The sequence below is a fragment of the Rhizobium sp. GCM10022189 genome (genome assembly GCF_042656325.1).
Lineage (GTDB): Bacteria > Pseudomonadota > Alphaproteobacteria > Rhizobiales > Rhizobiaceae > Rhizobium.
In genome coordinates this window covers 223,537-245,457 of record NZ_JBHSOR010000049.1, presented here as the reverse complement: position 1 = coordinate 245,457, position 21,921 = coordinate 223,537, and the positions used below count along the sequence as shown (strand labels likewise).

28 protein-coding genes are annotated in these 21,921 nt (G+C 63.0%); 18 read left to right on the top strand and 10 right to left on the bottom strand.

Going from position 1 to position 21,921, the window contains the following annotated elements; all coding sequences use genetic code 11:
- Positions 1 to 5: 5 nt before the first annotated feature.
- The gene (locus ACFPWW_RS22320; protein WP_377313239.1) at positions 6 to 1,040 is read right to left on the bottom strand and encodes a polysaccharide deacetylase family protein; all 1,035 of its coding nucleotides are present in this window, start codon (positions 1,038 to 1,040) and stop codon (positions 6 to 8) included.
- A 232-nt stretch (positions 1,041 to 1,272) separates the two neighbouring features.
- Here ACFPWW_RS22320 and ACFPWW_RS22315 point away from each other — a divergent pair, with 232 nt between their 5' ends.
- Positions 1,273 to 2,559, top strand: a complete 1,287-nt coding sequence (locus tag ACFPWW_RS22315; RefSeq protein ID WP_377313238.1) for a D-alanyl-D-alanine carboxypeptidase family protein — start codon at positions 1,273 to 1,275, stop codon at positions 2,557 to 2,559.
- 62 nt (positions 2,560 to 2,621) lie between these two features.
- Positions 2,622 to 2,927: a pyrophosphatase gene (locus tag ACFPWW_RS22310; protein WP_112704312.1), complete on the top strand. Its 306-nt coding sequence runs from the start codon at positions 2,622 to 2,624 to the stop codon at positions 2,925 to 2,927.
- A gap of 110 nt (positions 2,928 to 3,037) precedes the next feature.
- Here the strand turns inward: ACFPWW_RS22310 and ACFPWW_RS22305 are convergent, their stop codons facing one another.
- The 3 genes from ACFPWW_RS22305 to ACFPWW_RS22295 all read right to left on the bottom strand — a co-directional run bounded on the left by ACFPWW_RS22305 (position 3,038) and on the right by ACFPWW_RS22295 (position 5,708).
- Positions 3,038 to 3,535 (bottom strand): GNAT family N-acetyltransferase, encoded by a 498-nt coding sequence (locus ACFPWW_RS22305; RefSeq protein ID WP_112758201.1) that lies wholly within the window; start codon positions 3,533 to 3,535, stop codon positions 3,038 to 3,040.
- A gap of 11 nt (positions 3,536 to 3,546) precedes the next feature.
- Positions 3,547 to 4,962 (bottom strand): metalloprotease TldD, encoded by a 1,416-nt coding sequence (gene tldD, locus ACFPWW_RS22300; RefSeq protein WP_377313237.1) that lies wholly within the window; start codon positions 4,960 to 4,962, stop codon positions 3,547 to 3,549.
- An 80-nt stretch (positions 4,963 to 5,042) separates the two neighbouring features.
- Positions 5,043 to 5,708: an invasion associated locus B family protein gene (locus ACFPWW_RS22295; protein ID WP_377313236.1), complete on the bottom strand. Its 666-nt coding sequence runs from the start codon at positions 5,706 to 5,708 to the stop codon at positions 5,043 to 5,045.
- A 313-nt stretch (positions 5,709 to 6,021) separates the two neighbouring features.
- Here ACFPWW_RS22295 and coxB point away from each other — a divergent pair, with 313 nt between their 5' ends.
- From coxB to ACFPWW_RS22265, 6 genes are all read left to right on the top strand, one after another.
- Positions 6,022 to 6,915, top strand: coding sequence for a cytochrome c oxidase subunit II (coxB, locus tag ACFPWW_RS22290; protein WP_112568313.1), 894 nt, complete (start codon positions 6,022 to 6,024; stop codon positions 6,913 to 6,915).
- A 17-nt stretch (positions 6,916 to 6,932) separates the two neighbouring features.
- Positions 6,933 to 8,636 carry a cytochrome c oxidase subunit I gene (gene ctaD / locus ACFPWW_RS22285; RefSeq protein ID WP_112758205.1) on the top strand — a complete coding sequence of 568 codons (1,704 nt, stop codon included), beginning with the start codon at positions 6,933 to 6,935 and terminating at the stop codon, positions 8,634 to 8,636.
- A gap of 64 nt (positions 8,637 to 8,700) precedes the next feature.
- The gene (locus ACFPWW_RS22280) at positions 8,701 to 9,657 is read left to right on the top strand and encodes a heme o synthase (RefSeq protein WP_112568744.1); all 957 of its coding nucleotides are present in this window, start codon (positions 8,701 to 8,703) and stop codon (positions 9,655 to 9,657) included.
- Positions 9,657 to 9,794, top strand: coding sequence for a hypothetical protein (locus ACFPWW_RS22275; protein ID WP_377313235.1), 138 nt, complete (start codon positions 9,657 to 9,659; stop codon positions 9,792 to 9,794). The genes ACFPWW_RS22280 and ACFPWW_RS22275 overlap by 1 nt, the downstream gene beginning before the upstream one ends.
- Positions 9,795 to 9,798: 4 nt before the next feature.
- Positions 9,799 to 10,404, top strand: coding sequence for a cytochrome c oxidase assembly protein (locus ACFPWW_RS22270; RefSeq protein ID WP_112568317.1), 606 nt, complete (start codon positions 9,799 to 9,801; stop codon positions 10,402 to 10,404).
- Between the two features lie 57 nt (positions 10,405 to 10,461).
- Positions 10,462 to 11,340 (top strand): cytochrome c oxidase subunit 3, encoded by an 879-nt coding sequence (locus ACFPWW_RS22265; RefSeq protein WP_112704309.1) that lies wholly within the window; start codon positions 10,462 to 10,464, stop codon positions 11,338 to 11,340.
- Positions 11,341 to 11,418: 78 nt separating this feature from the next.
- On the opposite strand, the gene ACFPWW_RS22260 is transcribed toward ACFPWW_RS22265, so the two are convergent.
- Positions 11,419 to 12,060: a chloramphenicol phosphotransferase CPT family protein gene (locus ACFPWW_RS22260; protein ID WP_112704308.1), complete on the bottom strand. Its 642-nt coding sequence runs from the start codon at positions 12,058 to 12,060 to the stop codon at positions 11,419 to 11,421.
- Between the two features lie 126 nt (positions 12,061 to 12,186).
- Between ACFPWW_RS22260 and ACFPWW_RS22255 the strand changes: the two genes are divergently transcribed.
- The 5 genes from ACFPWW_RS22255 to rnhA all read left to right on the top strand — a co-directional run bounded on the left by ACFPWW_RS22255 (position 12,187) and on the right by rnhA (position 15,851).
- A complete protein-coding gene (locus ACFPWW_RS22255; protein ID WP_112704307.1) occupies positions 12,187 to 12,567 on the top strand; it encodes a DUF983 domain-containing protein in 381 nt (126 codons plus the stop codon).
- A complete protein-coding gene (locus ACFPWW_RS22250) occupies positions 12,560 to 13,312 on the top strand; it encodes an SURF1 family protein (protein WP_377313234.1) in 753 nt (250 codons plus the stop codon). Before ACFPWW_RS22255 ends, ACFPWW_RS22250 begins: the two co-directional genes overlap by 8 nt.
- A 61-nt stretch (positions 13,313 to 13,373) precedes the next feature.
- On the top strand, positions 13,374 to 14,378 hold the full coding sequence (ispH, locus tag ACFPWW_RS22245) for a 4-hydroxy-3-methylbut-2-enyl diphosphate reductase (RefSeq protein ID WP_112568327.1): 1,005 nt from the start codon (positions 13,374 to 13,376) through the stop codon (positions 14,376 to 14,378).
- 58 nt (positions 14,379 to 14,436) lie between these two features.
- A complete protein-coding gene (locus tag ACFPWW_RS22240) occupies positions 14,437 to 15,402 on the top strand; it encodes a homoserine kinase (protein WP_377313233.1) in 966 nt (321 codons plus the stop codon).
- Positions 15,399 to 15,851 carry a ribonuclease HI gene (gene rnhA, locus ACFPWW_RS22235; protein ID WP_112568331.1) on the top strand — a complete coding sequence of 151 codons (453 nt, stop codon included), beginning with the start codon at positions 15,399 to 15,401 and terminating at the stop codon, positions 15,849 to 15,851. The genes ACFPWW_RS22240 and rnhA overlap by 4 nt, the downstream gene beginning before the upstream one ends.
- On the opposite strand, the gene ACFPWW_RS22230 is transcribed toward rnhA, so the two are convergent.
- The 3 genes from ACFPWW_RS22230 to ACFPWW_RS22220 all read right to left on the bottom strand — a co-directional run bounded on the left by ACFPWW_RS22230 (position 15,852) and on the right by ACFPWW_RS22220 (position 17,900).
- Positions 15,852 to 16,928 (bottom strand): zinc-binding metallopeptidase family protein, encoded by a 1,077-nt coding sequence (locus ACFPWW_RS22230; protein ID WP_377313232.1) that lies wholly within the window; start codon positions 16,926 to 16,928, stop codon positions 15,852 to 15,854.
- 85 nt (positions 16,929 to 17,013) lie between these two features.
- The gene (locus ACFPWW_RS22225; RefSeq protein WP_377313231.1) at positions 17,014 to 17,205 is read right to left on the bottom strand and encodes a CsbD family protein; all 192 of its coding nucleotides are present in this window, start codon (positions 17,203 to 17,205) and stop codon (positions 17,014 to 17,016) included.
- 89 nt (positions 17,206 to 17,294) lie between these two features.
- Positions 17,295 to 17,900: a YqgE/AlgH family protein gene (locus ACFPWW_RS22220; protein ID WP_112568337.1), complete on the bottom strand. Its 606-nt coding sequence runs from the start codon at positions 17,898 to 17,900 to the stop codon at positions 17,295 to 17,297.
- A 141-nt stretch (positions 17,901 to 18,041) separates the two neighbouring features.
- On the opposite strand from ACFPWW_RS22220, the gene ACFPWW_RS22215 reads away from it, so the two are divergent.
- Together ACFPWW_RS22215 and ACFPWW_RS22210 are read left to right on the top strand one after the other, a co-directional pair.
- The gene (locus ACFPWW_RS22215; protein ID WP_377313230.1) at positions 18,042 to 18,881 is read left to right on the top strand and encodes a protein-disulfide reductase DsbD domain-containing protein; all 840 of its coding nucleotides are present in this window, start codon (positions 18,042 to 18,044) and stop codon (positions 18,879 to 18,881) included.
- A gap of 70 nt (positions 18,882 to 18,951) precedes the next feature.
- Positions 18,952 to 19,437 (top strand): peroxiredoxin, encoded by a 486-nt coding sequence (locus ACFPWW_RS22210; RefSeq protein ID WP_112568341.1) that lies wholly within the window; start codon positions 18,952 to 18,954, stop codon positions 19,435 to 19,437.
- A gap of 50 nt (positions 19,438 to 19,487) precedes the next feature.
- Here ACFPWW_RS22210 and ACFPWW_RS22205 read toward each other — a convergent pair whose 3' ends face one another.
- Positions 19,488 to 19,796: a type II toxin-antitoxin system RelE/ParE family toxin gene (locus tag ACFPWW_RS22205; protein WP_112568343.1), complete on the bottom strand. Its 309-nt coding sequence runs from the start codon at positions 19,794 to 19,796 to the stop codon at positions 19,488 to 19,490.
- A 3-nt stretch (positions 19,797 to 19,799) separates the two neighbouring features.
- Complete coding sequence (locus ACFPWW_RS22200) at positions 19,800 to 20,045, bottom strand: type II toxin-antitoxin system ParD family antitoxin (protein WP_112568345.1); 246 nt, start codon at positions 20,043 to 20,045, stop codon at positions 19,800 to 19,802.
- A 132-nt stretch (positions 20,046 to 20,177) separates the two neighbouring features.
- Between ACFPWW_RS22200 and ACFPWW_RS22195 the strand changes: the two genes are divergently transcribed.
- The 3 genes from ACFPWW_RS22195 to ACFPWW_RS22185 are packed head-to-tail and all read left to right on the top strand — an operon-like array spanning position 20,178 to position 21,912.
- A complete protein-coding gene (locus ACFPWW_RS22195; protein ID WP_377313229.1) occupies positions 20,178 to 20,306 on the top strand; it encodes a hypothetical protein in 129 nt (42 codons plus the stop codon).
- The gene (locus ACFPWW_RS22190) at positions 20,303 to 21,043 is read left to right on the top strand and encodes a metal ABC transporter ATP-binding protein (protein ID WP_377313228.1); all 741 of its coding nucleotides are present in this window, start codon (positions 20,303 to 20,305) and stop codon (positions 21,041 to 21,043) included. The genes ACFPWW_RS22195 and ACFPWW_RS22190 overlap by 4 nt, the downstream gene beginning before the upstream one ends.
- Positions 21,040 to 21,912 carry a metal ABC transporter permease gene (locus tag ACFPWW_RS22185; RefSeq protein ID WP_112758443.1) on the top strand — a complete coding sequence of 291 codons (873 nt, stop codon included), beginning with the start codon at positions 21,040 to 21,042 and terminating at the stop codon, positions 21,910 to 21,912. Before ACFPWW_RS22190 ends, ACFPWW_RS22185 begins: the two co-directional genes overlap by 4 nt.
- Positions 21,913 to 21,921: the final 9 nt, after the last annotated feature.

Here is a 21,921-nt window from a genome sequence, read left to right as displayed (position 1 = left end):
GGGCCTTATTTCCCGAGCAGTTTCAATGGAATGCCTGATGCGAGCGCAGAAACGTATCGCGGCTTCTGGTAAAAGCCGTTGAGCGAGATGCGCGGCATGTAGGTGGGGTGGCCCGCGGCCGGAAAACCCGGCTGCGTTGTCACCGCCACCGTGAAACCGAGCTTTGCCGCAAGGCCGGCGTCGCGATCCGTTGCCGCCTCCGGCGTGCCGTAGGGAAAGGCGATCGCCCGAGGGCGGATGCCGGTGATCTCCTCGACGTAGTCCGCCGAGATTTCCATCTCGATGCGCGCTTCCGCATCCGGCAGGCGGGCGAGCGCCCTGTGGCTGATCGTGTGCGCGCCGAGACTGGCAAGCGGGCTTGCCGAAAGCTTCCGCAGGTCCCGCGGCCCCATCACCAGTTCGCGCGTCACGTCGACCGGCTCGATTCCATGTCGCCGTGCCAGCGCATCGACGTCGGAGACGGCGCGGCTTTCGTCCTGCCTGTGGATAAACTCGGCGAACCGGTCGAAGGCGTCCCATTTCCGGACGGGCGTATCCAGCGCCAGCCTCTCCCTGCCGCGGCCGAAATTGAACTCGATGCTGTTTTCCCTGCCGAGCAGCAGCGCCAGCGTTTCCCACCAGATGCTGTGCGAGCCCTCGGCAAAACCCTGCGTTATGAAAACGGTGAAGGGTGCGCCATGCCGCTCGAAGACGGGCAGCGCATGGACGAGATTGTTGCGATATCCGTCGTCCAGCGTGAAAGCGGCGAACAGGCGGTCGTCCTGCGGGTCCGACAGGAGGGAGGGCAGCGCATCGAGCCGGACGAAACGATAGCCGGCCCGCTTCAGCCGCCGCAGCGCCGAATCCAGGAATTCAGGAGTGATTTCAAGATGTTGATTCGGCTCGAACGGCCGCGCCACATGCGGGCGGACATGATGGAGCGTGAAGATGACGCCGCGTCCGCGGGCCTCCTTCATGAGCCCGGCAGCACTTGCCAGCCACGCCGCTTCCAGCCCGCCGCCGATCGCGATGCGTTTCAGGCGCCGCTTCCACTGCCCCATTTTTTCCGTGACCCCGCTTTGTATTCGTGTCACACAGGCTAGCAATGCCGCCGTTAAACCTTGCTGAATCCGACTGGAGAAACGGTTTCTTTATCGGCCATTAACCAAGCGGAACAAAAGCTTGGAAAAATCTTGGCCGTTGCCTCAAAGTCGCGACAGATTGTGGGCATCTGTCGCAATACGGGACATATTCCGGTTGCATCGGTTCGCCGGAAATAATGAGGGGAAGTGCATGAGAAGGCTTTGGGCTGCCATTCTGACCGCGACGCTGGCACTTTCTGCACCCGTTGCGGCCTTCGCCGGCAGCGCCTCTCTCGTGCTCGATGCCCGCACCGGCAAGGTCCTCGCCTCCGAAAACGGCGATGTGCTGAACTATCCGGCTTCGCTGACGAAGATGATGACGCTCTATCTCACCTTCGAGGCGTTGAACCGTGGCAAGATCACCTGGGACACGCCGATCACCATGTCGAAATATGCGGCCTCCCGTCCGCCGACGAAGCTCGGTGTCAGGGCAGGCGGTACGATCACCGTGCGCGAGGCGGTCTACGGCATGATCGTCAAATCCGCCAATGACGCGGCCGCTGCGATGGGCGAGAAGCTCGGCGGTTCGGAAAGCAATTTTGCCCGGTTGATGACCCAGAGGGCTCGCCAGCTCGGCATGAGCCGCACCAGTTTCTTCAACGCCTCCGGCCTGCCGGACAAGCGTCAGGTCACGACGGCACGCGACATGTCCACGCTCGCCGTGGCGCTGATGAGGAACTATCCGAACGAATATCGCCTCTTCTCCATCGCCAGCTTCAATTTCCGCGGCAAGACCATCCGCGGCCACAACAATCTCATGTACCGCTATCAGGGCATGGACGGCATCAAGACCGGCTATACCAATGCCTCCGGCTTCAACATCGTCAGCGCCGTCAGGGACGGCAACCGCCGCCTCGTCGGCGTGGTGCTCGGCGGGCGCACCGCCCGCGCCCGCGACGCCAAGATGGCCGGATTGCTGGACCGTTACATGGGACGCGCTTCCTCCGGCAGCGCCGGGCTGACCGCCAGCGTCAACGCCAAGCAGCAGGTCGAGGTCGCTTCCGCCGCTGACGATGCCGATGTTCCGGTCCCGGCCAACGCGCCGCGCCCTGCGGACGATGCGGCAGCACCGGCGCCGAAGGCGCTCGGTTTTGCCGATGGCGGCGTTATCCCGCTGGAGCGCCCGGCGGCAATGGACGAGATCATGAATGCCGGCAAGACGGCAAAGGCGCCGGCCGGCAAGGCCGGCGGCTGGCAGATCCAGATTTCCGCCGCCCCGAGTGCCGATGCCGCCCGCGCGCTTCTTGCCCAGGCGCAGTCCGAGGCCGGCGCGCCGCTCCTGTCGGCTTCGCCCTATACGGAAGCTGTCGGCAAGGGTGCCAATGCTGTTTACCGCGCCCGTTTCGTCGGCTTCCAGAGCAAGGAAGACGCGACCTCTGCCTGCGATGCGCTGAGGAAGCGCTCCTATGATTGCATGCTCCTGCCGAACCAGGGCTGATCTGCCGGCTCTGGACAATATCGGGGAATCGGCGCTCTCCTCATAAACAAAAGGAGAACGCCATGCTGCAACGCCTCGCCGACCAGTTCGAGATCTCGTCGTCCGCCTACGCCGCCGCCAACGACATCGAGCGCGATGCCGACTGGTTCCTGCTGAAGCTGCAGGAGGAAATGGGCGAACTGACCCAGGCCTGGAACCGCCTGACCGGCCGCGGCCGCACCAAGGGCCGCTCGCCCGAGGACATGGAGCGCGACCTCGCCGACGAGACCGCCGATATCTTGGGCCACGTGCTGCTCTTTGCCCGGCGCCATGAGGTAGACCTCGCCGCCGCAATCGAGCGGAAATGGAAGTTCAGGCCCGACGCCTGATTCGCTGCCAAAGCAATTCCAGCAAAGGTGGGAACCGGTTTTGCGTCCGGAATTTCAGGAAAACAATGAGTTAGAGCATTGAAGGCGACTCCGTTTTCGCCGGAAATGCTCTAGTTTGCGACCACCTTGCGCCGATAGAACTTGCTGTCGACGGCCATCAGCGGAAACGACCGGGGCAGGTCTCTCTCGGAAACCTCTGTAAAGCCGTTCTTTTCGTAAAACCGGTGCGCGGCGATAAACTTGTCCGTCGTGCCGAGGAAGATATCGGTCACGCCGACCTTGCCGGCATGGGCAAAGAGGGCTTCGAGCAGCCGGGCGGCGACGCCGTGCTCGCGCCCGCGCACCTCGGACGCTACGAACATCTTGCGAAGTGCGGTCTGATTGTTGCCGATATCCTTGAGGCCGAGCGTGCCGACGATGGCGCCGTCTTTGACCGCAACCCAGAACTGGCCCTTTCCGGACTGATAGAAGTCGGGAATGACGCGCAGGTCCGGCTGCGCGTCGGCGGTGATGTCGATGCCGAACTCTTCGCGCTGGATCGGCAGGATGACGGAGATCACGCCGTCGGCATCATCAGGCGCAAAGGTTCTGATTTCGATTTCGACCATGGCAGCACCTCTCAGGCCTGTGTGCCGCCGACGGTCACCTGATCCATGCGCAGATGCGGCTGGCCGACGCCGACCGGAACCCACTGGCCGGCCTTGCCGCAATTGCCGATGCCGGTATCGAGCTTCATGTCGTTGCCGATCATCGATACGCGCTTCATCGCATCCGGGCCGTTGCCGATCAGCATGGCGCCCTTGATCGGCGCGCCGATCTTGCCGTTTTCGATGAGATAGGCCTCTGTGCAGCCGAAGACGAACTTGCCCGACGTGATATCCACCTGGCCGCCGCCGAAGGAGACGGCGTAAATGCCCTTCTTGACCGAGGCGATGATCTCTTCCGGCGTCTTGTCGCCGCCGAGCATATAGGTGTTGGTCATGCGCGGCATCGGCACGTGCGCATAGCCCTGGCGGCGGCCGTTGCCGGTCGGCGCCATGCCCATCAGCCGGGCGTTCTGCCGGTCCTGCATGTAGCCGACGAGCCTGCCGTTTTCGATCAGCACGTTGTAGGCGGACGGCGTGCCTTCGTCGTCGATGGTGATCGAGCCGCGGCGGCTGTCGATCGTGCCGTCGTCGACGACGGTGATGCCGGGGGCGGCCACCATCTGGCCGAGCAGGCCTGCAAAGGCGGACGTCTTCTTGCGGTTGAAGTCGCCTTCAAGCCCGTGGCCGACGGCCTCGTGCAGCATGACGCCCGGCCAGCCGGAGCCGAGCACCACATCCATCGTGCCGGCCGGCGCATCGATTGCTTCGAGATTGACGAGCGCCTGGCGCAGCGCCTCGTCCGCACCGTGCTGCCAGCTGCCGGTCGCGATGAAATCGCCGAAACCGATGCGGCCGCCCTGACCGTAGGAGCCGCTTTCCTGGCGGTCGCCTTCGCCGACCACGACCGAGATGTTGATGCGCGTCATCGGCCGGATATCCTGCACGCGATGGCCGTCGGCGCGCAGGATGTCGACCACCTGCCAGCTTGCGGCAACCGATGCCGTGACCTGCCGCACCTTGTCGTTCTTGCCGCGCAGATAGGCGTCGATATCCGTCAGCACCTTCACCTTCTCCTCGAAGGTCGGCGAGCCGATCGGGTTCTCGTCGGTATAGAGCTTGCGGTTGGTGCCCTGGGGGGCGGCGGCGTAGGAGCCGGAATAGCCGCGCGTGACGGCGCCGACCGCATCGGCCGCCCGCTTCAGCGCCGAAACGGAGAGATCCCCTGCATGCGCATAGCCGACGGCCTCGCCGGCCACCGCGCGCAGACCAAAACCCTGCTCGGTATTGAAGCTGCCGCCCTTGAGGCGGCCGTTGTCGAAGCTCAGCGATTCCGCCTGCGCGTGCTCGATGAAAAGCTCGCCGTCGTCGGCGCCGGAGAGCGCCTCGGCGACATGCTTGCGCATCGTCGCTTCATCGGCATCGAAAAGCGTCAGGAGATCGGTGGTCATGCTTGTTTGCTCCGCAGGAAGAGCGGGAATGCTCAATAGCCGATGTAGGTCCGTTGTGCTGCGCGAGCAAGCCCTGCCGGTCAGGGCAGGGCGTCGTAGCCTTCCGCGAAGCCTTTGAGGTCGACGGGGATGCCGATGCCTTCCTCCGGCGTCTGGAAGACGATGAAGGTTGCCTGCGCGCCGCTGCGGAAGGTCTTCAGCAGTTCGTCCTCGAGCACGACTTCGGCATAGCAGCCGTCCGCAAAGCAGCGCACGAAATAGGCGCGGCCGATATCCTTGCCGTCGACATTGAGGCCGAGGCCGTTGGGCAGCAGCACGCCGAGCGGCGCCAGCACGCGCAGGATCTTCGACTTGCGGTCGGCCGTCTTCAGGATGACGACGGAGAGGCCCACCTCCGGACGGTCTTCGGCGATGACGTTCTGCATCAGCGCGCACTGCTCGGTCGAGGCGCCGGCCGGCTTGTCGCAGACGACGGACCATGCGCCGTGGTTGGAACGGACCGTGCCGGGAGCCTGCGGCTGCGTCTGGCTGGGCGTCACCTGCTCGACATTCGGGGTCGCGGGCGGGGCGGCCTGCGGCGCCGGAGCGGCGGGCTTCGCAGCCGGCGTGGCGGGGCGCGACTGTGCCGGCGTCGGCGTCTGCTGCGCGAAAACGGGGCTCGTCGCGGCGGCCGCGATGCCTGCGGTCAGAAGAAGCGACCGCGAGAGGGAACGGAAACCCATGAAAACCTCTGGATATCGAATCATTGCCGCTATTTGTGAAGCTGCCCACAGAAAATGAAAAGCCCCACCCCGTGAAAACCGGGGGACTGCGGCAGAAATAGGACCTCGCCAAAAGAATGTGCAGCGGGCGGATTGGCCCTCGGGCGCGTTTTTCGTATGCTGATGAAAAGCTTGCAATGTTTTGTCGCGGGCGGGGAGGCGGCCTTTGAGCAAAAATGCCGCATAGACAATTGCTTCTGCCTGTTGCGGCGGATGCCAAACTGTGGTTTGAAGCGCAGAAGATGGCAAGATTCTGCGTCCTATTTGATGTAGATCAGCGCTCGAGGGAGATTTTAAGGTGATAAAGAAGGCTTTTGCAGCTCTGACCGCGCTGGTCTGTCTGCTTTTTGCTTCCGGCACATATGCCGATCAGCCGATGCCGTGGCAGGCGACCCTGCAGCCGGCAGCAACGCCGATCATGCGGGAGATCCACTGGTTCGAACAATATACGCTGTGGTTCATCGTTCCGATCACGCTGTTCGTTCTCGTTCTGCTCGTCGTGGTCTGCGTGAAGTTCCGCGCTTCGGCGAACCCGGTTCCCTCCAAGACGAGCCACAACACGCTGATCGAAGTCATCTGGACCGTGGGGCCGGTCCTCGTGCTTCTCTTCCTTGCCGTTCCCTCCTTCAACCTGCTGACCGCGCAGCTCACCCTGCCGGAAAACCCCGATGTCACCATCAAGGCGACCGCGACCCAGTGGCAGTGGAACTACGAATATGAAGGTTCTGGCGAAACGCCCGTCGCCTTCGATTCCTATCTTCTGAAGGAGCCGGATCGCGCCGCTGCCGGCAAGACCGATCTTTCCGTCTATCCGCGCCTGCTCGCCGTCGACAACGAACTCGTTCTGCCGGTCAACAAGACCGTCCGCGTGCTCGTCACAGCCGCGCCGACCGACGTTATCCACGCTTTCGCCATGCCGTCCTTCGGCATCAAGATCGACGCCGTTCCGGGCCGCCTGAACGAGACCTGGTTCCGCGCCGAGCGCGAAGGTCTCTTCTACGGCCAGTGTTCCGAGCTTTGCGGCAAGGACCATGCGTTCATGCCGATCGCCATCCGCGTCGTCTCCGAGGACAAGTACAAGCAGTGGCTGACCACGGCCGCCACCGACTTGCCCGGCGCCTACAAGACACTGATCGCCGCTGCCGATGGTCCTGCAAAGACCGTCGATGTCGCTGAAAACGTCGCAAAGTAAGATAGGGATCGGGACAAATGGCTGGACCTTCCGCTCACGACGATCATTCTCATGATCACCACGCTCATGACGCCCATGCGCATGACGACCATCACGATCACGCACATGCGCCGAGCTTTGCCGACCGCTGGTTCTTCTCCACGAACCACAAGGACATCGGCACGCTCTACCTGATCTTTGCGATCTTTGCCGGCATCATCGGCGGCCTTCTCTCCGTTGCCATGCGCATGGAGCTGCAGGAGCCGGGCATCCAGATCTTCCACGGCCTGGCCTCCATGGTCTACGGCTACGAAGGCGATGCGGCGATCGACGGCGCCAAGCATATGTTCAACGTCTTCACCACCGCTCACGCGCTGATCATGATCTTCTTCATGGTCATGCCGGCGATGATCGGCGGTTTCGCCAACTGGATGGTGCCGATCATGATCGGCGCGCCGGATATGGCCTTCCCGCGCCTGAACAACATTTCCTTCTGGCTGATCGTTCCGGCATTCCTGCTGCTGGTCATTTCGATGTTCGTCGAAGGCCCGGCTGGCGCCTATGGCGCGGGCGGCGGCTGGACCATGTATCCGCCGCTTGCCGTCGGCGGCCATCCGGGGCCTGCGGTCGACCTTGCGATCTTTGCGCTGCATATCGCCGGTGCGTCCTCGATCCTCGGCGCGATCAACTTCATCACCACGATCCTGAACATGCGCGCTCCGGGCATGACGCTGCACAAGATGCCGCTCTTCGCCTGGGCCGTTCTGATCACCGCCTTCCTGCTGCTGCTGTCGCTGCCGGTCCTGGCCGGCGCCATCACCATGCTTTTGACCGACCGTAACTTCGGTACGGCCTTCTTCGCGCCGGAAGGCGGCGGGGACCCGATCCTCTACCAGCACCTGTTCTGGTTCTTCGGTCATCCGGAAGTCTACATCCTGATCCTGCCGGGCTTCGGCATCATCAGCCACATCGTATCGACCTTCTCGAAGAAGCCGGTCTTCGGTTATCTCGGCATGGCCTATGCCATGGTCGCCATCGGCGCCGTCGGCTTCGTCGTCTGGGCGCACCACATGTACACGGTCGGCCTGTCGCTCGACGCGCAGCGCTACTTCGTCTTCGCGACGATGGTCATCGCCGTTCCGACGGGCGTGAAGATCTTCTCCTGGATCGCGACGATGTGGGGTGGCTCGATCACCTTCCGCACCCCGATGATCTGGGCGATCGGCTTCATCTTCCTCTTCACCGTCGGTGGCGTGACGGGCGTCCAGCTCGCCAATGCCGGCCTCGACCGCTCGCTGCATGACACCTACTACGTCGTGGCGCACTTCCACTACGTTCTGTCGCTCGGCGCCGTCTTCGCCATCTTCGCTGCCTGGTACTACTGGTTCCCGAAGATGACCGGCTACATGTACAACGAGTTCCTCGGCAAGCTGCACTTCTGGGTGATGTTTGTCGGCGTCAACCTCGTGTTCTTCCCGCAGCACTTCCTCGGCCTCGCCGGCATGCCGCGCCGCTACATCGACTATCCCGATGCGTTCGCCGGCTGGAACTATGTCTCGTCGGTCGGCTCCTACATTTCCTTCGTCGGCGTGATCATCTTCCTCGTCGGCGTCTGGGAAGCCTTCGCCAGGAAGCGCGTTGCCGGTGACAATCCCTGGGGCGAGGGCGCAACGACGCTCGAATGGCAGCTGCCTTCGCCGCCGCCCTACCACCAGTGGGAACAGCTTCCGCGCATCAAGTAAGATGCCGGGTCCAGACGCCGCAGGCTCCTGCGGCGTCTGACGATTGATAAATCAGGACGGAATGATGACGGTTTTCGACAATCACGAGGCTCTTGCTGAAGACGGCGACTTCCGCCTGTCGGAAGCCGGCGCGCGCGATTATTTCGAGCTTCTGAAGCCGCGGGTCATGTCGCTCGTCGTCTTCACGGCTTTTGCCGGCCTCGTGCTGGCACCGGGCCACATCAACCCGATCCTCGGCCTGATCGCCATTCTCTGCATTGCCGTCGGCGCCGGCGCCTCGGGCGCGCTGAACATGTGGTACGACGCCGATATCGACGCCGTCATGAGCCGCACCGCCAAGCGCCCGATCCCGGCCGGCCGCATCATGCCCAAGGAAGCTTTGGCCTTCGGCCTCGTGCTCTCCTGCTTTTCGGTGACGATCCTGGGTCTGGCGGTCAACTGGCTGTCGGCCTTCATCCTCGCCTTCACGATTTTCTTCTATGTCGTCATCTACACGATGTGGCTGAAGCGCTCGACGCCGCAGAACATCGTCATCGGCGGCGCTGCCGGCGCTTTCCCGCCGATGATCGGCTGGGCCTGCGTGACCAATTCCGTCACGATCGAAAGCACGGTTCTTTTCCTCATCATCTTCCTGTGGACGCCGGCGCATTTCTGGGCGCTCGCGCTGTTCAAGATGCGCGACTATGAGGCCGTCGGCGTGCCGATGCTGCCGAACGTCTCGGGTGAACGCACCACCAAGCACCAGATCGTCGCCTATGCCGTGCTGACGGCCGTTTGCGCCGTGCTGCCGACGGTCCTCGGCTTTGCCAGCGCCGGCTACGGGGTCGTCGCTGCGGCGCTCGGTGCGGTCTTCATATACTGTTCCATCGCCGTCTGGCGCATGCCCGACGGCGACCTGAAGATGATCCCGGCGAAGAAGCTCTTCGGCTTCTCGATCTTCTATCTCTTCGCCGTGTTCTCCGCGCTGATGCTCGACCGGCTGGTCGCCGTGCTGGTCTCGTACGCAGGAGGCTCGTTCTGATGGAGCTGGTCAAGCTGACGGAAGCGCAGCGCAAGTCGCGCCGCAACCGCAACATCGCACTCGGCGTCGTGCTCGCCGGCCTGGTGATCCTTTTCTACGCCATCACCATCATCAAGTTCCTGGCGCATGGAGGCTGATGGGATGAGCGACGCCGTCAACGCACCGAAGAAGCCGCGCAACAATGCCGCCGTCGTCTTCATGTGCCTGAGCTTCGTCGTCGGCATGGGCGCAGCAAGCTATGCCGCCGTGCCGCTCTACCGGCTCTTCTGCCAGGTCACGGGTTATAACGGCACGACGCAGCGCGTCGATCAGGCCTCGAGCGTCATTCTCGACCGCACCATGCGTGTCACCTTCGACGCCAACGTCGCTCCCGGCCTGCAATGGGAATTCAAGCCGGTCGAGCGTGAGGTCAATCCGAGGATCGGCGAAACGATCCAGGTCAATTTCATCGCCGAGAACCGTTCCAACGAGACCCAGCGCGGCCAGGCGATCTTCAACGTGACGCCGGGCGAGGCGGGCGCCTATTTCAACAAGGTGCAATGTTTCTGCTTTAATGAAACGGACCTGAAGCCGGGCGAAAAGCTTGAAATGCCGGTCGTGTTCTACATCGATCCGGAAATTACCAAGGCCGCTGAATCGAAAAGCATTCGCACGGTCACGCTGTCCTACACGTTCTATCCCAAAGAGGGTCCGAAGCCGGTGGCTTCGAATGAGGGTAGTGCGGGACAGGCTGAAAAGAAACTTTGATTGAGGAGTGTTTCCGGCAGCGCCGGAAGCGGAGAAGGAAGACACCGGGGATCTGACATGGCCGATGCTCATCAGAAAAATCACGACTATCACATCATAGCTCCGAGCCCGTGGCCGATACTGGCCTCGCTCGGCGCATTCCTGATGGCCTTCGGCGGCGTCGGCTATATGCGCTACCTGAACGGCGGCTCGCTGCATGTTCTCGGCATCGAATGGGCTCATCCGTGGGTCTTCTTCATCGGCCTGGCCGTCGTTTTCTACGTCATGTACGGCTGGTGGTCCGATACCGTGAAGGAAGCCCACGAGGGCGCCCATACGCGCGTCGTGTCGCTGCACCTGCGCTACGGCATGATCATGTTCATCGCTTCGGAAGTGATGTTCTTCGTCGCCTGGTTCTGGGCCTATTTCGACGCCAGCCTTTATCCGCACGAAGCCATCCAGGCCTCGCGCCTTGCCTATACCGGCGGCGTCTGGCCGCCGAAGGGCATCGAGGTTCTCGATCCCTGGCACCTGCCGATCTACAACACCGTCATCCTGCTGCTGTCGGGCACGACGGTGACCTGGGCGCACCACGCCCTGCTGCACAACGATCGCAAGGGTCTCGTTCAGGGACTGACCCTGACCGTCCTGCTCGGCATACTCTTCTCCTCCGTGCAGGCCTATGAATATGCCCACGCTCCCTTCGAGTTCCGCAACTCGATCTATGGCGCGACCTTCTTCATGGCCACCGGCTTCCATGGCTTCCACGTCCTGGTCGGCACCATCTTCCTGCTGGTCTGCCTCATCCGTGCGCTGCGCGGCGATTTCACCCCGAAGCAGCATTTCGGCTTCGAGGCGGCTGCCTGGTACTGGCACTTCGTCGACGTCGTCTGGCTGTTCCTGTTCTTCTGCATCTACGTCTGGGGCGGCTGGGGCGCTCCGGTCGCCGCGGGCTGATCGAGGCCGGACAAGAAATCGAAAAAGGCGGGTGCCGTCGGCCCCGCCTTTTTCTTTGCCCTGAAAAGATCCTCCGGCCTATCGCTGGCCGGCCAGCGTCTCGAAGGCCGAGGGCTCGGGAATGCCGAGGTCCAGCTGGTGGCGGATCGCCTCGGCGCATTCGAGCGCCGTCAGCACGGACGTATCGACCTCCATGTCGTAGAGGCCGGGGCGATGCACCTCGTCCTGCCAGCGCTGCACCGGTTCCGGTACGGGCATCTCCTCGCTGGCGCGCAGATAGAGGCCCTCGCGTCCCTCCTGAACGATCTCCCGCCGCTGCATGATCGTCTCCAGCGGACATCTGACACCGACGAACAGCACCGAGAGGCCCTCCAGGCGCCGGGCGCAATCGCCGAGAATGCCGAGCGGCTGCGAATAGCTGTCGTGATGGCCAAGGTCGGCGACGACATTGAGGCCCAATCCCGCATGGATGGCGATCGATTCGTAGAGCGCCGCATAGAGGAACGGCACCAGCTCCTCGAGGTCCGGCCGCTCGCCGCCGGGCCTTAAGCCTATGCCGGGCAGGTAGCGCTCCGGCGTCATGGCATTGTAGGTATCGACGCCGAGGTTGATCCACGGCCCCTCGAATTCGTTCTGGATTGCGCGCGCAATGCTCGATTTGCCGCTTCGCGGCGCGCCGTTCAGGATTATGATCTGTCCGGCATGGCTATCGTTGCTCATCAGTCTTCTTCTTCTGTTTGGCGCGAATCACCGAGGCGAAATCGCGCAGGTATTTCCTTTCGGGATGCGAATACTTTATGGGAGAGTTAAGGCAGAAGCCGAAAAGCCGTCCAAAAGGAGGTGGGCATGAACGAAGAGAGCGCGCAATTTCCGCCGGTCGATCCGGTCAAGACCGGCATCAAGGGATGCTGCCCGCGCTGCGGTCACGGCCAGCTCTTCGACGGCGTGCTGGGCCTCAAGCCGCGCTGTGCCGCCTGCGGGCTCGACTATTCCTTTGCCGATGCCGGCGATGGTCCCGCCGTCTTCGTCATCCTGATCGTCGGTTTCATCGTCATCGGCTCGGTGCTCTGGCTGCAGGTCAACTACGCGCCGCCGATCTGGGTTCATATCCTGCTCTTCGGCCCGCTGACGATCGTTCTCTCGCTGCTGGCGCTGCGCTGGTGCAAGGGCATTCTCATCGCCATGCAATACCGCCACAATGCCCGCGAGGGACGCCTGAGTGACTGACATCGAAAGTCCGGCTCCGCGCCGCAGGCTGCCGGTCTTCACCGGCATCGCCGTTCTCGCCGCGCTTGCCATCCTGATTTCGCTCGGCACCTGGCAGGTGGAGCGCCTTCACTGGAAGGAGGGACTGCTTGCCGATATCGCCGCGCGCCGCGCCGCCGCACCGGTTCCGCTCGCCGATATCGAAGCGCTGGCGGCCAAGGGCGGGGATATCGAATACCGCACGGTCACGGCCACCGGCCGTTACGTCAACAACAAGGAGCGCCACTTCTTCGCCACCTGGCGCGGCCAGACCGGCTATTACATCTACACGCCGCTGCAGCTTGCCGACGGGCGCTATCTCTTCGTCAACAGAGGCTTCGTTCCCTTTGAGAACAAGGAGCCGGAAATGCGCATGCAGGGCCAGCTGACCGACCAGCAGACAGTGACCGGCCTTGCGCGCGCCAGACTTCCGGCCAAACCCTCCTGGCTGGTGCCCGACAATGACGTGGCGAAAAACATCTTCTACTGGAAGGATCTCGACGTGATGGCTTCCAGCGTCGATCTCGACAAGGCCAGCATCGTGCCCTTCTTCGTCGATGCCGATTCCACGCCCAACCCGGCGGGCCTCCCGATCGGCGGCGTCACGCAGGTCGATCTGCCGAACGACCATCTTCAATATGCCTTCACCTGGTATGGGCTGGCGGCGGTGCTCGTCGTGGTGGTCGCCATTTCCTGGTTCCGCCCCCGCAAGGGTGCGGCGCAATAGTATCGCTTCAATTCCACCCCATATTGGGTTAGAGGTCCCTGAAGCTTAACCTGGATATGTCATGAACATTGCGGCAAAACCTCCTTTGACGATCAGGCTCTGCGGTCCGCGCGGTTTCTGCGCCGGCGTCGATCGCGCGATCCAGATCGTCGTGCTGGCGCTGAAGGCCTATGGCGCGCCCGTCTATGTCCGCCACGAGATCGTCCATAACCGCTATGTCGTGGAAGGCCTGGAGGCCAAGGGCGCCGTCTTCGTCGAGGAGCTTGACGAGATCCCGGCCGAACACCGCGCCCAGCCGGTCGTCTTTTCGGCCCATGGCGTGCCGAAATCCGTGCCCGAGGATGCCAATGCCCGCAACCTCTTCTATCTCGACGCCACCTGTCCGCTGGTCTCCAAGGTCCATAAACAGGCGATGCGCCACAACCGCCTCGGCCGCCACGTCATCCTGATCGGGCATGCCGGCCACCCGGAAGTGATCGGCACCATGGGCCAGCTGCCGGAAGGCACCGTTTCTCTTATCGAGACGGTGGAGGACGTGGACGCCTACGAACCGGCCGATCCGGACAATCTCGGCTACGTCACCCAGACGACGCTCTCGGTCGACGATACCGCCGGCGTCATCAAGCGGCTGGAAGAGCGCTTCCCCAAGCTGCAGGCGCCGGCTGCCGATTCCATCTGCTACGCCACGACCAACCGCCAAGAAGTGGTCAAGGAAGCAGCCCCCGGCTGCGATCTCTTCATCATCGTCGGTGCGCCGAATTCCTCCAATTCCAAGCGGCTCGTCGAAGTGGCGCTCCGGGCCGGGGCGAAGAAGTCGATCCTCGTGCAGCGCGCCTCCGAACTCGACTGGGACGAGATCGGCCCGATTGCCACGCTCGGCCTGTCCGCCGGCGCTTCCGCCCCGGAAGTGATCGTCAACGAGATCATCGAGGCCTTCCGCACCCGCTTCGATGCCCGCGTCGAGCTTGCCGAAACCGTGCAGGAAAACGAGCATTTCCTTGTCAACCGCGAACTGCGCAGCCTTGAACTGACCACGGCCGACATGGCATTCGTGAACGGGGAATGAGGCGAGGGCGGCTGCCCTGCCTATCCGATGATACCGCCTCTACAGCGAGAGACCCACCTTGGCAGTTTACACCGATATCGCCGAAGACGATCTGAGATGGTTCCTCACCGAATATGACGCCGGCACGCTGCTCTCCTACAAGGGCATTGCCGAAGGTGTGGAAAATTCCAATTTCCTGCTGCACACGTCCAAGGCGCCGCTCATCCTGACGCTTTACGAGAAGCGGGTGGAAAAGAGCGATCTGCCCTTCTTCCTCGGCCTGATGCAGCATCTGTCGGCCGGTGGCCTGTCCTGCCCGCTGCCGCTGCCGCGCAAGGACGGCGCGCTGCTCGGCACGCTTTCGGGTCGCCCCGCCGCGCTCATATCCTTTCTGGAGGGCATGTGGCTGAGAAAGCCTGAAGCCAGACATTGCCGCGAAGTCGGCAAGGCGCTGGCGCAGATGCATGTCGCGGGCGAAGGTTTCGCCCTGAGCCGGCCGAACGCACTGTCGCTCGACGGCTGGCAAACGCTCTGGGACAAGTCCGAGGCGCGGGCCGACGAGGTCGAACCCGGCCTGCAGAACGAAATCCGCAGCGATCTCGATTTCCTGCGGGCCTGTTGGCCGAAGGATCTGCCCGCCGGCGTCATCCACGCCGATCTTTTCCCCGACAACGTCTTCTTCCTGGGGGACGAACTTTCGGGCCTCATCGATTTCTATTTCGCCTGCAACGATCTGCTCGCCTACGACGTCTCGATCTGCCTCAACGCTTGGTGTTTCGAGAAGGATGGCGCCTATAACGTCACCAAGGGCACGCAATTGCTGGAAGGCTATCAGAGCGTGCGCCCGCTGAGCGAGGCCGAAATCGCTGCCCTGCCGATCCTCTCCCGCGGTTCGGCCCTGCGCTTCTTCCTGACCCGTCTCTACGACTGGCTGACGACGCCCGAAGGCGCGATGGTCACCAAGAAGGATCCGCTGGAATATCTGCGCAAGCTGCGCTTCCACCGCCAGATCTCCTCGCCGGCGGAATATGGACTGAGCCTATGAAACACATCGATATCTTCACGGACGGCGCCTGCTCCGGCAATCCCGGCCCCGGCGGCTGGGGCGCGGTGCTGCGTTACGGCGAGGTGGAAAAGGAGCTTTCCGGCGGCGAGGCGGAAACCACCAACAACCGCATGGAGCTTCTTGCGGCCATCTCCGCCCTCAGCGCCCTGAAGGAGCCCTGCGAGGTCGATCTCTATACCGACAGCGCCTATGTCAAGGACGGCATTTCCAAGTGGATTTTCGGCTGGAAGAAGAACGGCTGGAAAACATCCGACAACAAGCCGGTGAAGAATGCCGAGCTGTGGCAGGCGCTGGAAGAGGCCCGCAACCGCCACAAGGTAACGCTCCACTGGGTCAAGGGCCATGCCGGCCACCCCGAGAACGAGCGCGCCGACGAACTCGCCCGCAAGGGCATGGAGCCGTTCAAGAAGAGCAGGCGGGCCGGTTGATCACGCTGCCTGCCGCTCTTCGGCGGCGGCATTCCGTATCAGCTGGTGCATATATTCGAGTTTTGCCACGACCGGCGGCGACAGGACGAAGGGATAGGAATCCGGCTGTCCCATGCTGCGCTGGATGGCGTTGATCGCAAGGCTGAGCGGCACCCAGGCGCTGACCAGCTGTTCGGCGCTTTGCGCCCGGTAGGGATTGAAATCCACCTCGGCCGCAATCTCCTCGTGCCCGCGCGGGTCGATCGCCATGCCGAAACTGCGGGCCGTCTCCAGCGTGTCGACGATATGCAGGTAATGCGCGAAACATTCGGCAAAATCCTCCCAGGGATGGACGGAGGCATAGGCGCTGATGAAACTGTCCTGCCAGCCGGGTGCCGGCCCGTTGGCATAACGGTCCTGCAAGGCCGCACCATAATCCTGCCGCTCGTCGCCGAAGACGGCGCGGAATGCGTCGAGGCCATTGCGGTCGCGCACCAGCTTGTTCCAGATGAAATGCCCGGTTTCATGGCGGAAATGGCCGAGCAGCGTGCGGTAGGGTTCGTCCATCGCCGTGCGCGCCTGCTCGCGGGTCACATCGTCGGCCTCGGCCGCGCGGATGGCGATCAGCCCTTCCTCATGCCCGGTCATGGCCGGCACGACATTGCCGTCGGTCTGCACGGCGTCTTCGAGAAAATCGAAGACGAGCCCGCCTTGCGGATCCTCCTGCCGGTCGGGATGCGGCAGCGACCAGCGCAGCAGCGAATAGAAGAGGTGGCGCTGCGCCTGGCTGATGCGCCGCCAGCGGTCGATGCCCTCCTGCGTATCGGTATTCGGCACCAACCGGTTGTGCCGGCAGGCGAGGCAGAAATCGTTGCCGTCGTCGACCAGCCAGTTGCAGATGTCGAGACCGGCATTGGCGCAGAACCGCACGAGCCGGTTCGGATCGGAAACGAGCTGCCAGTTCACCTCGTCGCGCGATTCCAGCGCGTGCATGGAAAGATCGCCGGGCAGGAAGCCGAGGCGGTGGTTGCAGCGCACGCACTGCCTGTTGTCGAAATGGATGACCTGGTCGCAATTGTCGCAGGCAAACAACCTCATGGCAGCCCCCTACAGGCAGGATGGGACGGAAAATGCCCGCCGCAGGCGGGTGCGACAGGCATTATACGCGCGAATGAAGACGGCGTCAGAGCCGGTCGACGGCGCCCTTCAGCTTGTCCTTGGCCTTGCCGGTTGCGACCTGGGACTTGCCCTTGGCTTCCTGCATGCCGCCCTTGGCCTGCATTTCACGGTTGCCGGTGGCCTTGCCGGCCGTCTTCTTCGCCTTACCGGCCATCTCGTTGACCTTGCCGGAAATCTTGTCGCCAGTGCTACCCATATCGATCTCTCCTCTCGGATGGCGGACGGGGTGTCCGCGCTTGCCGACAGGAAACGCCAGTGAGCGGGTTTCGTTCCGGAATGATGCGGTCAGGCGTGGCCGGCTTCGGCCGAGAGCATGGCCGGCGTGATGCCCATGCTGGCAAGCGCCCGTTCATATTTGTCGTCGAGGCAGCGGTCGAAGATCAGCTCCTCGTTGGCCGCGCAGTTGAGCCAGCCATTGGCGGCGACCTCGTTTTCGAGCTGGCCCGCACCCCAGGAGGAATAGCCGAGCAGCATGGTGGCCCGCTTCGGACCGCCGCCCCTGGAGATGGCGCGCACGATATCGAGCGTTGCCGTCAGGCAGATATCGTCGCTGACGGGGATGGAGGAATCGCTGACATAGTCGTCGGAATGCAGCACGAAACCGCGGCCGCTCTCCACCGGCCCGCCGGTCTGGATCGGAAATTCCCGCGCATCCTTCGGCAGCACGATGGAATCCTCCTGCTTGATCATGTCGAGATGCAGCAGGACATCGGTGAAGGTAAGGCTCTGCGGACGATTGATGACGAAGCCCATGGCCCCCGCGTCCGAATGGGCGCAGATGTAAATCACCGTGCGTGCGAAGTTGCGATCTTCCATGCCGGGCATGGCGATCAGGAACTGACCGTCGAAAAATCCGCGTTCCCGTCTGTTCTTCAGCGTTGCTAGGGACATGGTTCCTCCTGCCGCCAGACCGCACAAAGGCTCCGACAAGAGAAACATGGGCCAATGTCACAAATCAATCAACCGAAAATGAAGGTTTAAATGGCCGGGACTTCTGGCGGCAACAGGCAAGTTTCTGTAAACCCATGTTCCATGAGAGTTATTTCATTGCGCGCGGGGTCCTTAATAATTGCGGTCGTTTCGGCTGTGTCCATGCTTGGACTGTCGCATCCGGCGCAGGCCGAAATGAGCGACTGGGCGCAGAACGAGGGCGGCCGCATGCGGCTCGTGGCGCTGTCGCCGGACGCCGACGGCCATATCAGGGCCGGCCTGCAGATCGAGCCGAAACCGGGCTGGATCACCTATTGGCGCGAGCCGGGCAACAACGGCATTCCGCCGCAGATCACCATCGCGCCGCAAAGCGGCGTGACGCTCGACGCCGTTTCCTATCCCGTTCCCAAGCATATCGTGAGCGGCAAGGTCGAGGATATCGGCTACGATGCGCCCGTCACCCTGCCGCTGTCGCTGACTGCGCCGAAGGCTGGCCCTGTCACGCTCGACGCCACCGCCTTCATCGGCATCTGCAAGGATATCTGCATTCCTTTCCAGGCGCAGCTTTCCCTGAAACTCGGTGGTGCCGCCCAGTCGCGCCCGCAGGAGGAAACGATCCTCCAGAGTGCCGCCGCCCGCCTTCCAGAGGCGCCGTCCGCCGATTTTAAGGTCGTCGCCCATATCCTGTCTCCCGATATGAAGCAGCTTTCCCTGAAGATCACTCTGCCGGAGGAGGGCGCCAGCACGCCCGATATCATCGTCACCGGGCCGACGGGCTATGCTTTTACCAGGCAGACGAATGCGGCGCGCGCGGGCAGGGCCTATTCCGCCGACATCGCCATCGGCAAGCTGCCGAAGAATTACGACATCCGCGGCAAACAATGGGGGGTGCTCGTCATCGACGGTACGCGCGCAATGGAAAGCACGCTTGCCTTTGAGTGACCGCATCTTATAGTCCCCCTCGATCCCCCTGCGGCCCTGCCGCAGCCAGCCAGAACCGAGGAGAAAATCCATGACTATCGCGATCGGCGACAAGCTTCCTGCCGCCACATTCAAGGAAAAGACGGCTGACGGCCCGGTCGAAACCACCACCGAACAGCTCTTTGCCGGCAAGCGCGTCGTGCTCTTCGCCGTGCCGGGTGCCTTCACGCCCACCTGCTCGTTGAATCACCTGCCGGGCTATCTGGAAAACCGCGACGCCATCCTTGCCAAGGGCGTGGACGATATCGCCGTCCTGGCGGTCAACGACTGGCACGTCATGGGCGCCTGGGCGCAGTCCTCCGGCGGCCTCGGCAAGATCCATTTCCTTGCCGACTGGGATGCCGCCTTCACCAAGGCAGTCGGCCTCGATGCCGACCTTTCCGCCGGCGGGCTCGGTGTGCGTTCCAAGCGCTATTCCATGCTGGTCGAAGACGGCGTCGTAAAGTCGCTCAATGTCGAGGAAACGCCCGGTCAGGCAACCGTTTCCGGCGCGGCTGCGATGCTCGAACAGCTCTGAGCCCGGAAGCCTTTCCATGTTTGCGTCAAAGGCGTCCTCGGGCGCCTTTTTCAATGCTGGACGTTGAAATGCGCATCGATATCGCGATGGCCTTCGAAAACTTTCACGACCTCGAAGTCATTGCCGGCGTAGCGGAATATGATGACGTAGTTGTTGTAGGCAAAGCTGCGGATGCCATCGCCCAGTTCCGGGCGCGGCCGTCCCATCTGCCCGGGAAGCGATGCAAGTTCCGAGCATTTCTGGATGAGCTTATCCGTGAAATTGCGTGCAACAGCCCGGTTGCCGCTCTCCCCGGCAATGAATCTGAAGATCTGGCCGATATCTGCCTTCGCGCTCTGCAGAAAGCGGAGTTGCGGCAATAATCAATAACCTTGCTTTGCCAGTTCAGCCTCTACGTCGTCCAGCGAGGCCTGCAACTCTTCCTCGCTCACAGCGCCGCCGGCTTCGATTGCTTCGGCGATTTCCCGGCGCAGCGCATTCAGCTTCGCCTCCCGCTCCTCCACCAGCCGCAGCCCCTCGCGCACGACTTCGCTTGCCGAGCCGTAACGGCCGTCTTTGACCGCCTGCTCGACGAATTTCTCCCAGCGTTCACCAATCGATACGTTCATGGCAATCGTCTCCGTTCGAGCCTGATAACAAAATATGCGCATTAGATAGCATCGCGTCAAGAAAGCTCGGCGCCTCATTCTTGCCACAATTGTTATAACATAACCGTAATGTTATTACATAAAGGAAAAGAGATGCCGACCGCCCCCGAACGTTTCGCCACCAGCCTGCTCGGGCAATCGGCGCTCCTGCGCGCCTGCAGCGCAATTGCCGTCGCCGCGCTCCTCTGGCTTGCCATCCATTGGGCGATCCTGCTGCCATGAGCGCGCCGGTCATCCGCCTCGACGACCTGACGGTCTCCTATGATCGCCATCCGGCAGTCCATCATCTCTCCGGCACGTTCCAGCCCGGCAGCCTGACGGCGATCGCCGGGCCGAACGGTGCGGGAAAATCCACCTTGCTGAAGGCGATCATGGGGGAGCTGCGTCCGGTCGAGGGGCGGGTGGAGCACCGGCTGCAGCGCGCCGATTTCGGTTATCTGCCGCAGGCAGCCGACATCAACAGGCGTTTTCCGATCTCTGTTCTCGATACGGTTCTGCTCGGCAGCTGGCGCTCGGCCGGCGCCTTCGGCCGCGTCGCCAAGCGGGACCGGATGCGTGCGCGCGCCGCCCTCGCCACCGTCGGGCTCGAAGGTTTCGAGACGCGCCATATCGGCGCGCTCTCGGCCGGCCAGTTCCAGCGCGTGCTCTTCGCCCGCCTGCTCCTGCAGGATGCCCGCGTCATCCTGCTCGACGAACCCTTTACCGCCATCGATGCTCGTACCACCAGGGATCTGCTCGACATCGTTGCGCGCTGGCACGGCGATGGCCGCACCGTCATCGCCGTGCTGCATGATTTCGAGCAGGTGAGGGCGCATTTCCCGCAAACCCTTCTGCTCGCCCGCCGGCTGATCGGCTGGGGGCCGACGCACCAGGTCCTGTCGTCGGCCAACCTGCTGCAGGCCCGCGCCATGGCCGAACGCTGGGACGAGGATGCGCAAACCTGCGAGCCTGCGGCATGACGGCCTACGATATCTTCTTCGCCCCCTTCGCCGATTACGGTTTCATGCGCCGCGCGCTCGTCGCCTGCCTGTGCCTCGGGCTCGGCTCCGGTCCCATCGGCGTCTTCCTGCTGCTGCGCCGCATGAGCCTGATGGGCGACGCCATGAGCCATGCCGTCTTGCCGGGGGCCGCGATCGGTTATCTCGTCGCCGGCTCGCTGTCGCTGACGGCCATGGGCATTGGCGGGCTCGTCGCCGGTCTTTCCGTCGCGCTCCTGTCAGGCGTCGTCAGCCGCATGACCGTGCTGCAGGAGGATGCGAGTTTCGCAAGCTTCTATCTCGCGTCGCTGGCGCTCGGCGTCCTCATCGTCTCGCTGCGCGGCTCCAACATCGATCTGCTGCACGTGCTTTTCGGCACGATCCTTGCGATCGACGCGCCGGCGCTGACGCAGATCGGCGCCATCACATCCGTGACCTTGCTCGCACTTGCGGTCATCTATCGGCCATTGGTCGCGGAATGTTTCGATCCCGGCTTCCTGCGCGCCGTCGGCGGGCGCGGGCCTGTCTATCACTTCCTCTTCCTGCTGCTGGTGGTGCTGAACCTCGTTGCGAGCTTCCAGGCGCTCGGCACGCTGATGGCCGTCGGCCTGATGATGCTGCCGGCCGCGATCGCCCAGCTCTGGTCGCGCAGCCTGCCGGCTATGATGGTCATCGCTGCCGTCAGTGCTGCGGCCTCCGGCTATCTCGGCCTCATCGCCTCCTACCATCTCGAACTCGCATCCGGCCCGACCATCATCATGACGGCGGCTTTGCTTTACGGCCTGTCCATCTTCTTCGCGCCGTCGGGCCTCGCCCGCCGGTTCTTTCCCCGCCCGCATGTGAAGGGCTGATACCAGGAG

Excerpts from the sequence above, each read along its gene's own strand:
- ACFPWW_RS22190 (WP_377313228.1), top strand. The coding sequence starts at position 20,303 with ATGAGCGCGCCGGTCATCCGCCTCGACGACCTGACGGTCTCCTATGAT.
- ACFPWW_RS22270 (WP_112568317.1), top strand. The coding sequence starts at position 9,799 with ATGAGCGACGCCGTCAACGCACCGAAGAAGCCGCGCAACAATGCCGCC.
- ACFPWW_RS22210 (WP_112568341.1), top strand. The coding sequence starts at position 18,952 with ATGACTATCGCGATCGGCGACAAGCTTCCTGCCGCCACATTCAAGGAA.
- ACFPWW_RS22195 (WP_377313229.1), top strand. The coding sequence starts at position 20,178 with ATGCCGACCGCCCCCGAACGTTTCGCCACCAGCCTGCTCGGGCAATCG.
- ACFPWW_RS22220 (WP_112568337.1), bottom strand. The coding sequence starts at position 17,900 with ATGTCCCTAGCAACGCTGAAGAACAGACGGGAACGCGGATTTTTCGAC.
- ACFPWW_RS22260 (WP_112704308.1), bottom strand. The coding sequence starts at position 12,060 with ATGAGCAACGATAGCCATGCCGGACAGATCATAATCCTGAACGGCGCG.
- ACFPWW_RS22275 (WP_377313235.1), top strand. The coding sequence starts at position 9,657 with ATGGAGCTGGTCAAGCTGACGGAAGCGCAGCGCAAGTCGCGCCGCAAC.
- ACFPWW_RS22315 (WP_377313238.1), top strand. The coding sequence starts at position 1,273 with ATGAGAAGGCTTTGGGCTGCCATTCTGACCGCGACGCTGGCACTTTCT.
- ACFPWW_RS22200 (WP_112568345.1), bottom strand. The coding sequence starts at position 20,045 with ATGAACGTATCGATTGGTGAACGCTGGGAGAAATTCGTCGAGCAGGCG.
- rnhA (WP_112568331.1), top strand. The coding sequence starts at position 15,399 with ATGAAACACATCGATATCTTCACGGACGGCGCCTGCTCCGGCAATCCC.
- ACFPWW_RS22225 (WP_377313231.1), bottom strand. The coding sequence starts at position 17,205 with ATGGGTAGCACTGGCGACAAGATTTCCGGCAAGGTCAACGAGATGGCC.
- ACFPWW_RS22310 (WP_112704312.1), top strand. The coding sequence starts at position 2,622 with ATGCTGCAACGCCTCGCCGACCAGTTCGAGATCTCGTCGTCCGCCTAC.
- ACFPWW_RS22305 (WP_112758201.1), bottom strand. The coding sequence starts at position 3,535 with ATGGTCGAAATCGAAATCAGAACCTTTGCGCCTGATGATGCCGACGGC.
- ACFPWW_RS22215 (WP_377313230.1), top strand. The coding sequence starts at position 18,042 with ATGAGAGTTATTTCATTGCGCGCGGGGTCCTTAATAATTGCGGTCGTT.
- ispH (WP_112568327.1), top strand. The coding sequence starts at position 13,374 with ATGAACATTGCGGCAAAACCTCCTTTGACGATCAGGCTCTGCGGTCCG.
- ACFPWW_RS22265 (WP_112704309.1), top strand. The coding sequence starts at position 10,462 with ATGGCCGATGCTCATCAGAAAAATCACGACTATCACATCATAGCTCCG.
- ACFPWW_RS22280 (WP_112568744.1), top strand. The coding sequence starts at position 8,701 with ATGACGGTTTTCGACAATCACGAGGCTCTTGCTGAAGACGGCGACTTC.
- tldD (WP_377313237.1), bottom strand. The coding sequence starts at position 4,962 with ATGACCACCGATCTCCTGACGCTTTTCGATGCCGATGAAGCGACGATG.
- ACFPWW_RS22320 (WP_377313239.1), bottom strand. The coding sequence starts at position 1,040 with ATGGGGCAGTGGAAGCGGCGCCTGAAACGCATCGCGATCGGCGGCGGG.
- ACFPWW_RS22255 (WP_112704307.1), top strand. The coding sequence starts at position 12,187 with ATGAACGAAGAGAGCGCGCAATTTCCGCCGGTCGATCCGGTCAAGACC.
- ACFPWW_RS22185 (WP_112758443.1), top strand. The coding sequence starts at position 21,040 with ATGACGGCCTACGATATCTTCTTCGCCCCCTTCGCCGATTACGGTTTC.
- ACFPWW_RS22295 (WP_377313236.1), bottom strand. The coding sequence starts at position 5,708 with ATGATTCGATATCCAGAGGTTTTCATGGGTTTCCGTTCCCTCTCGCGG.
- ctaD (WP_112758205.1), top strand. The coding sequence starts at position 6,933 with ATGGCTGGACCTTCCGCTCACGACGATCATTCTCATGATCACCACGCT.
- ACFPWW_RS22230 (WP_377313232.1), bottom strand. The coding sequence starts at position 16,928 with ATGAGGTTGTTTGCCTGCGACAATTGCGACCAGGTCATCCATTTCGAC.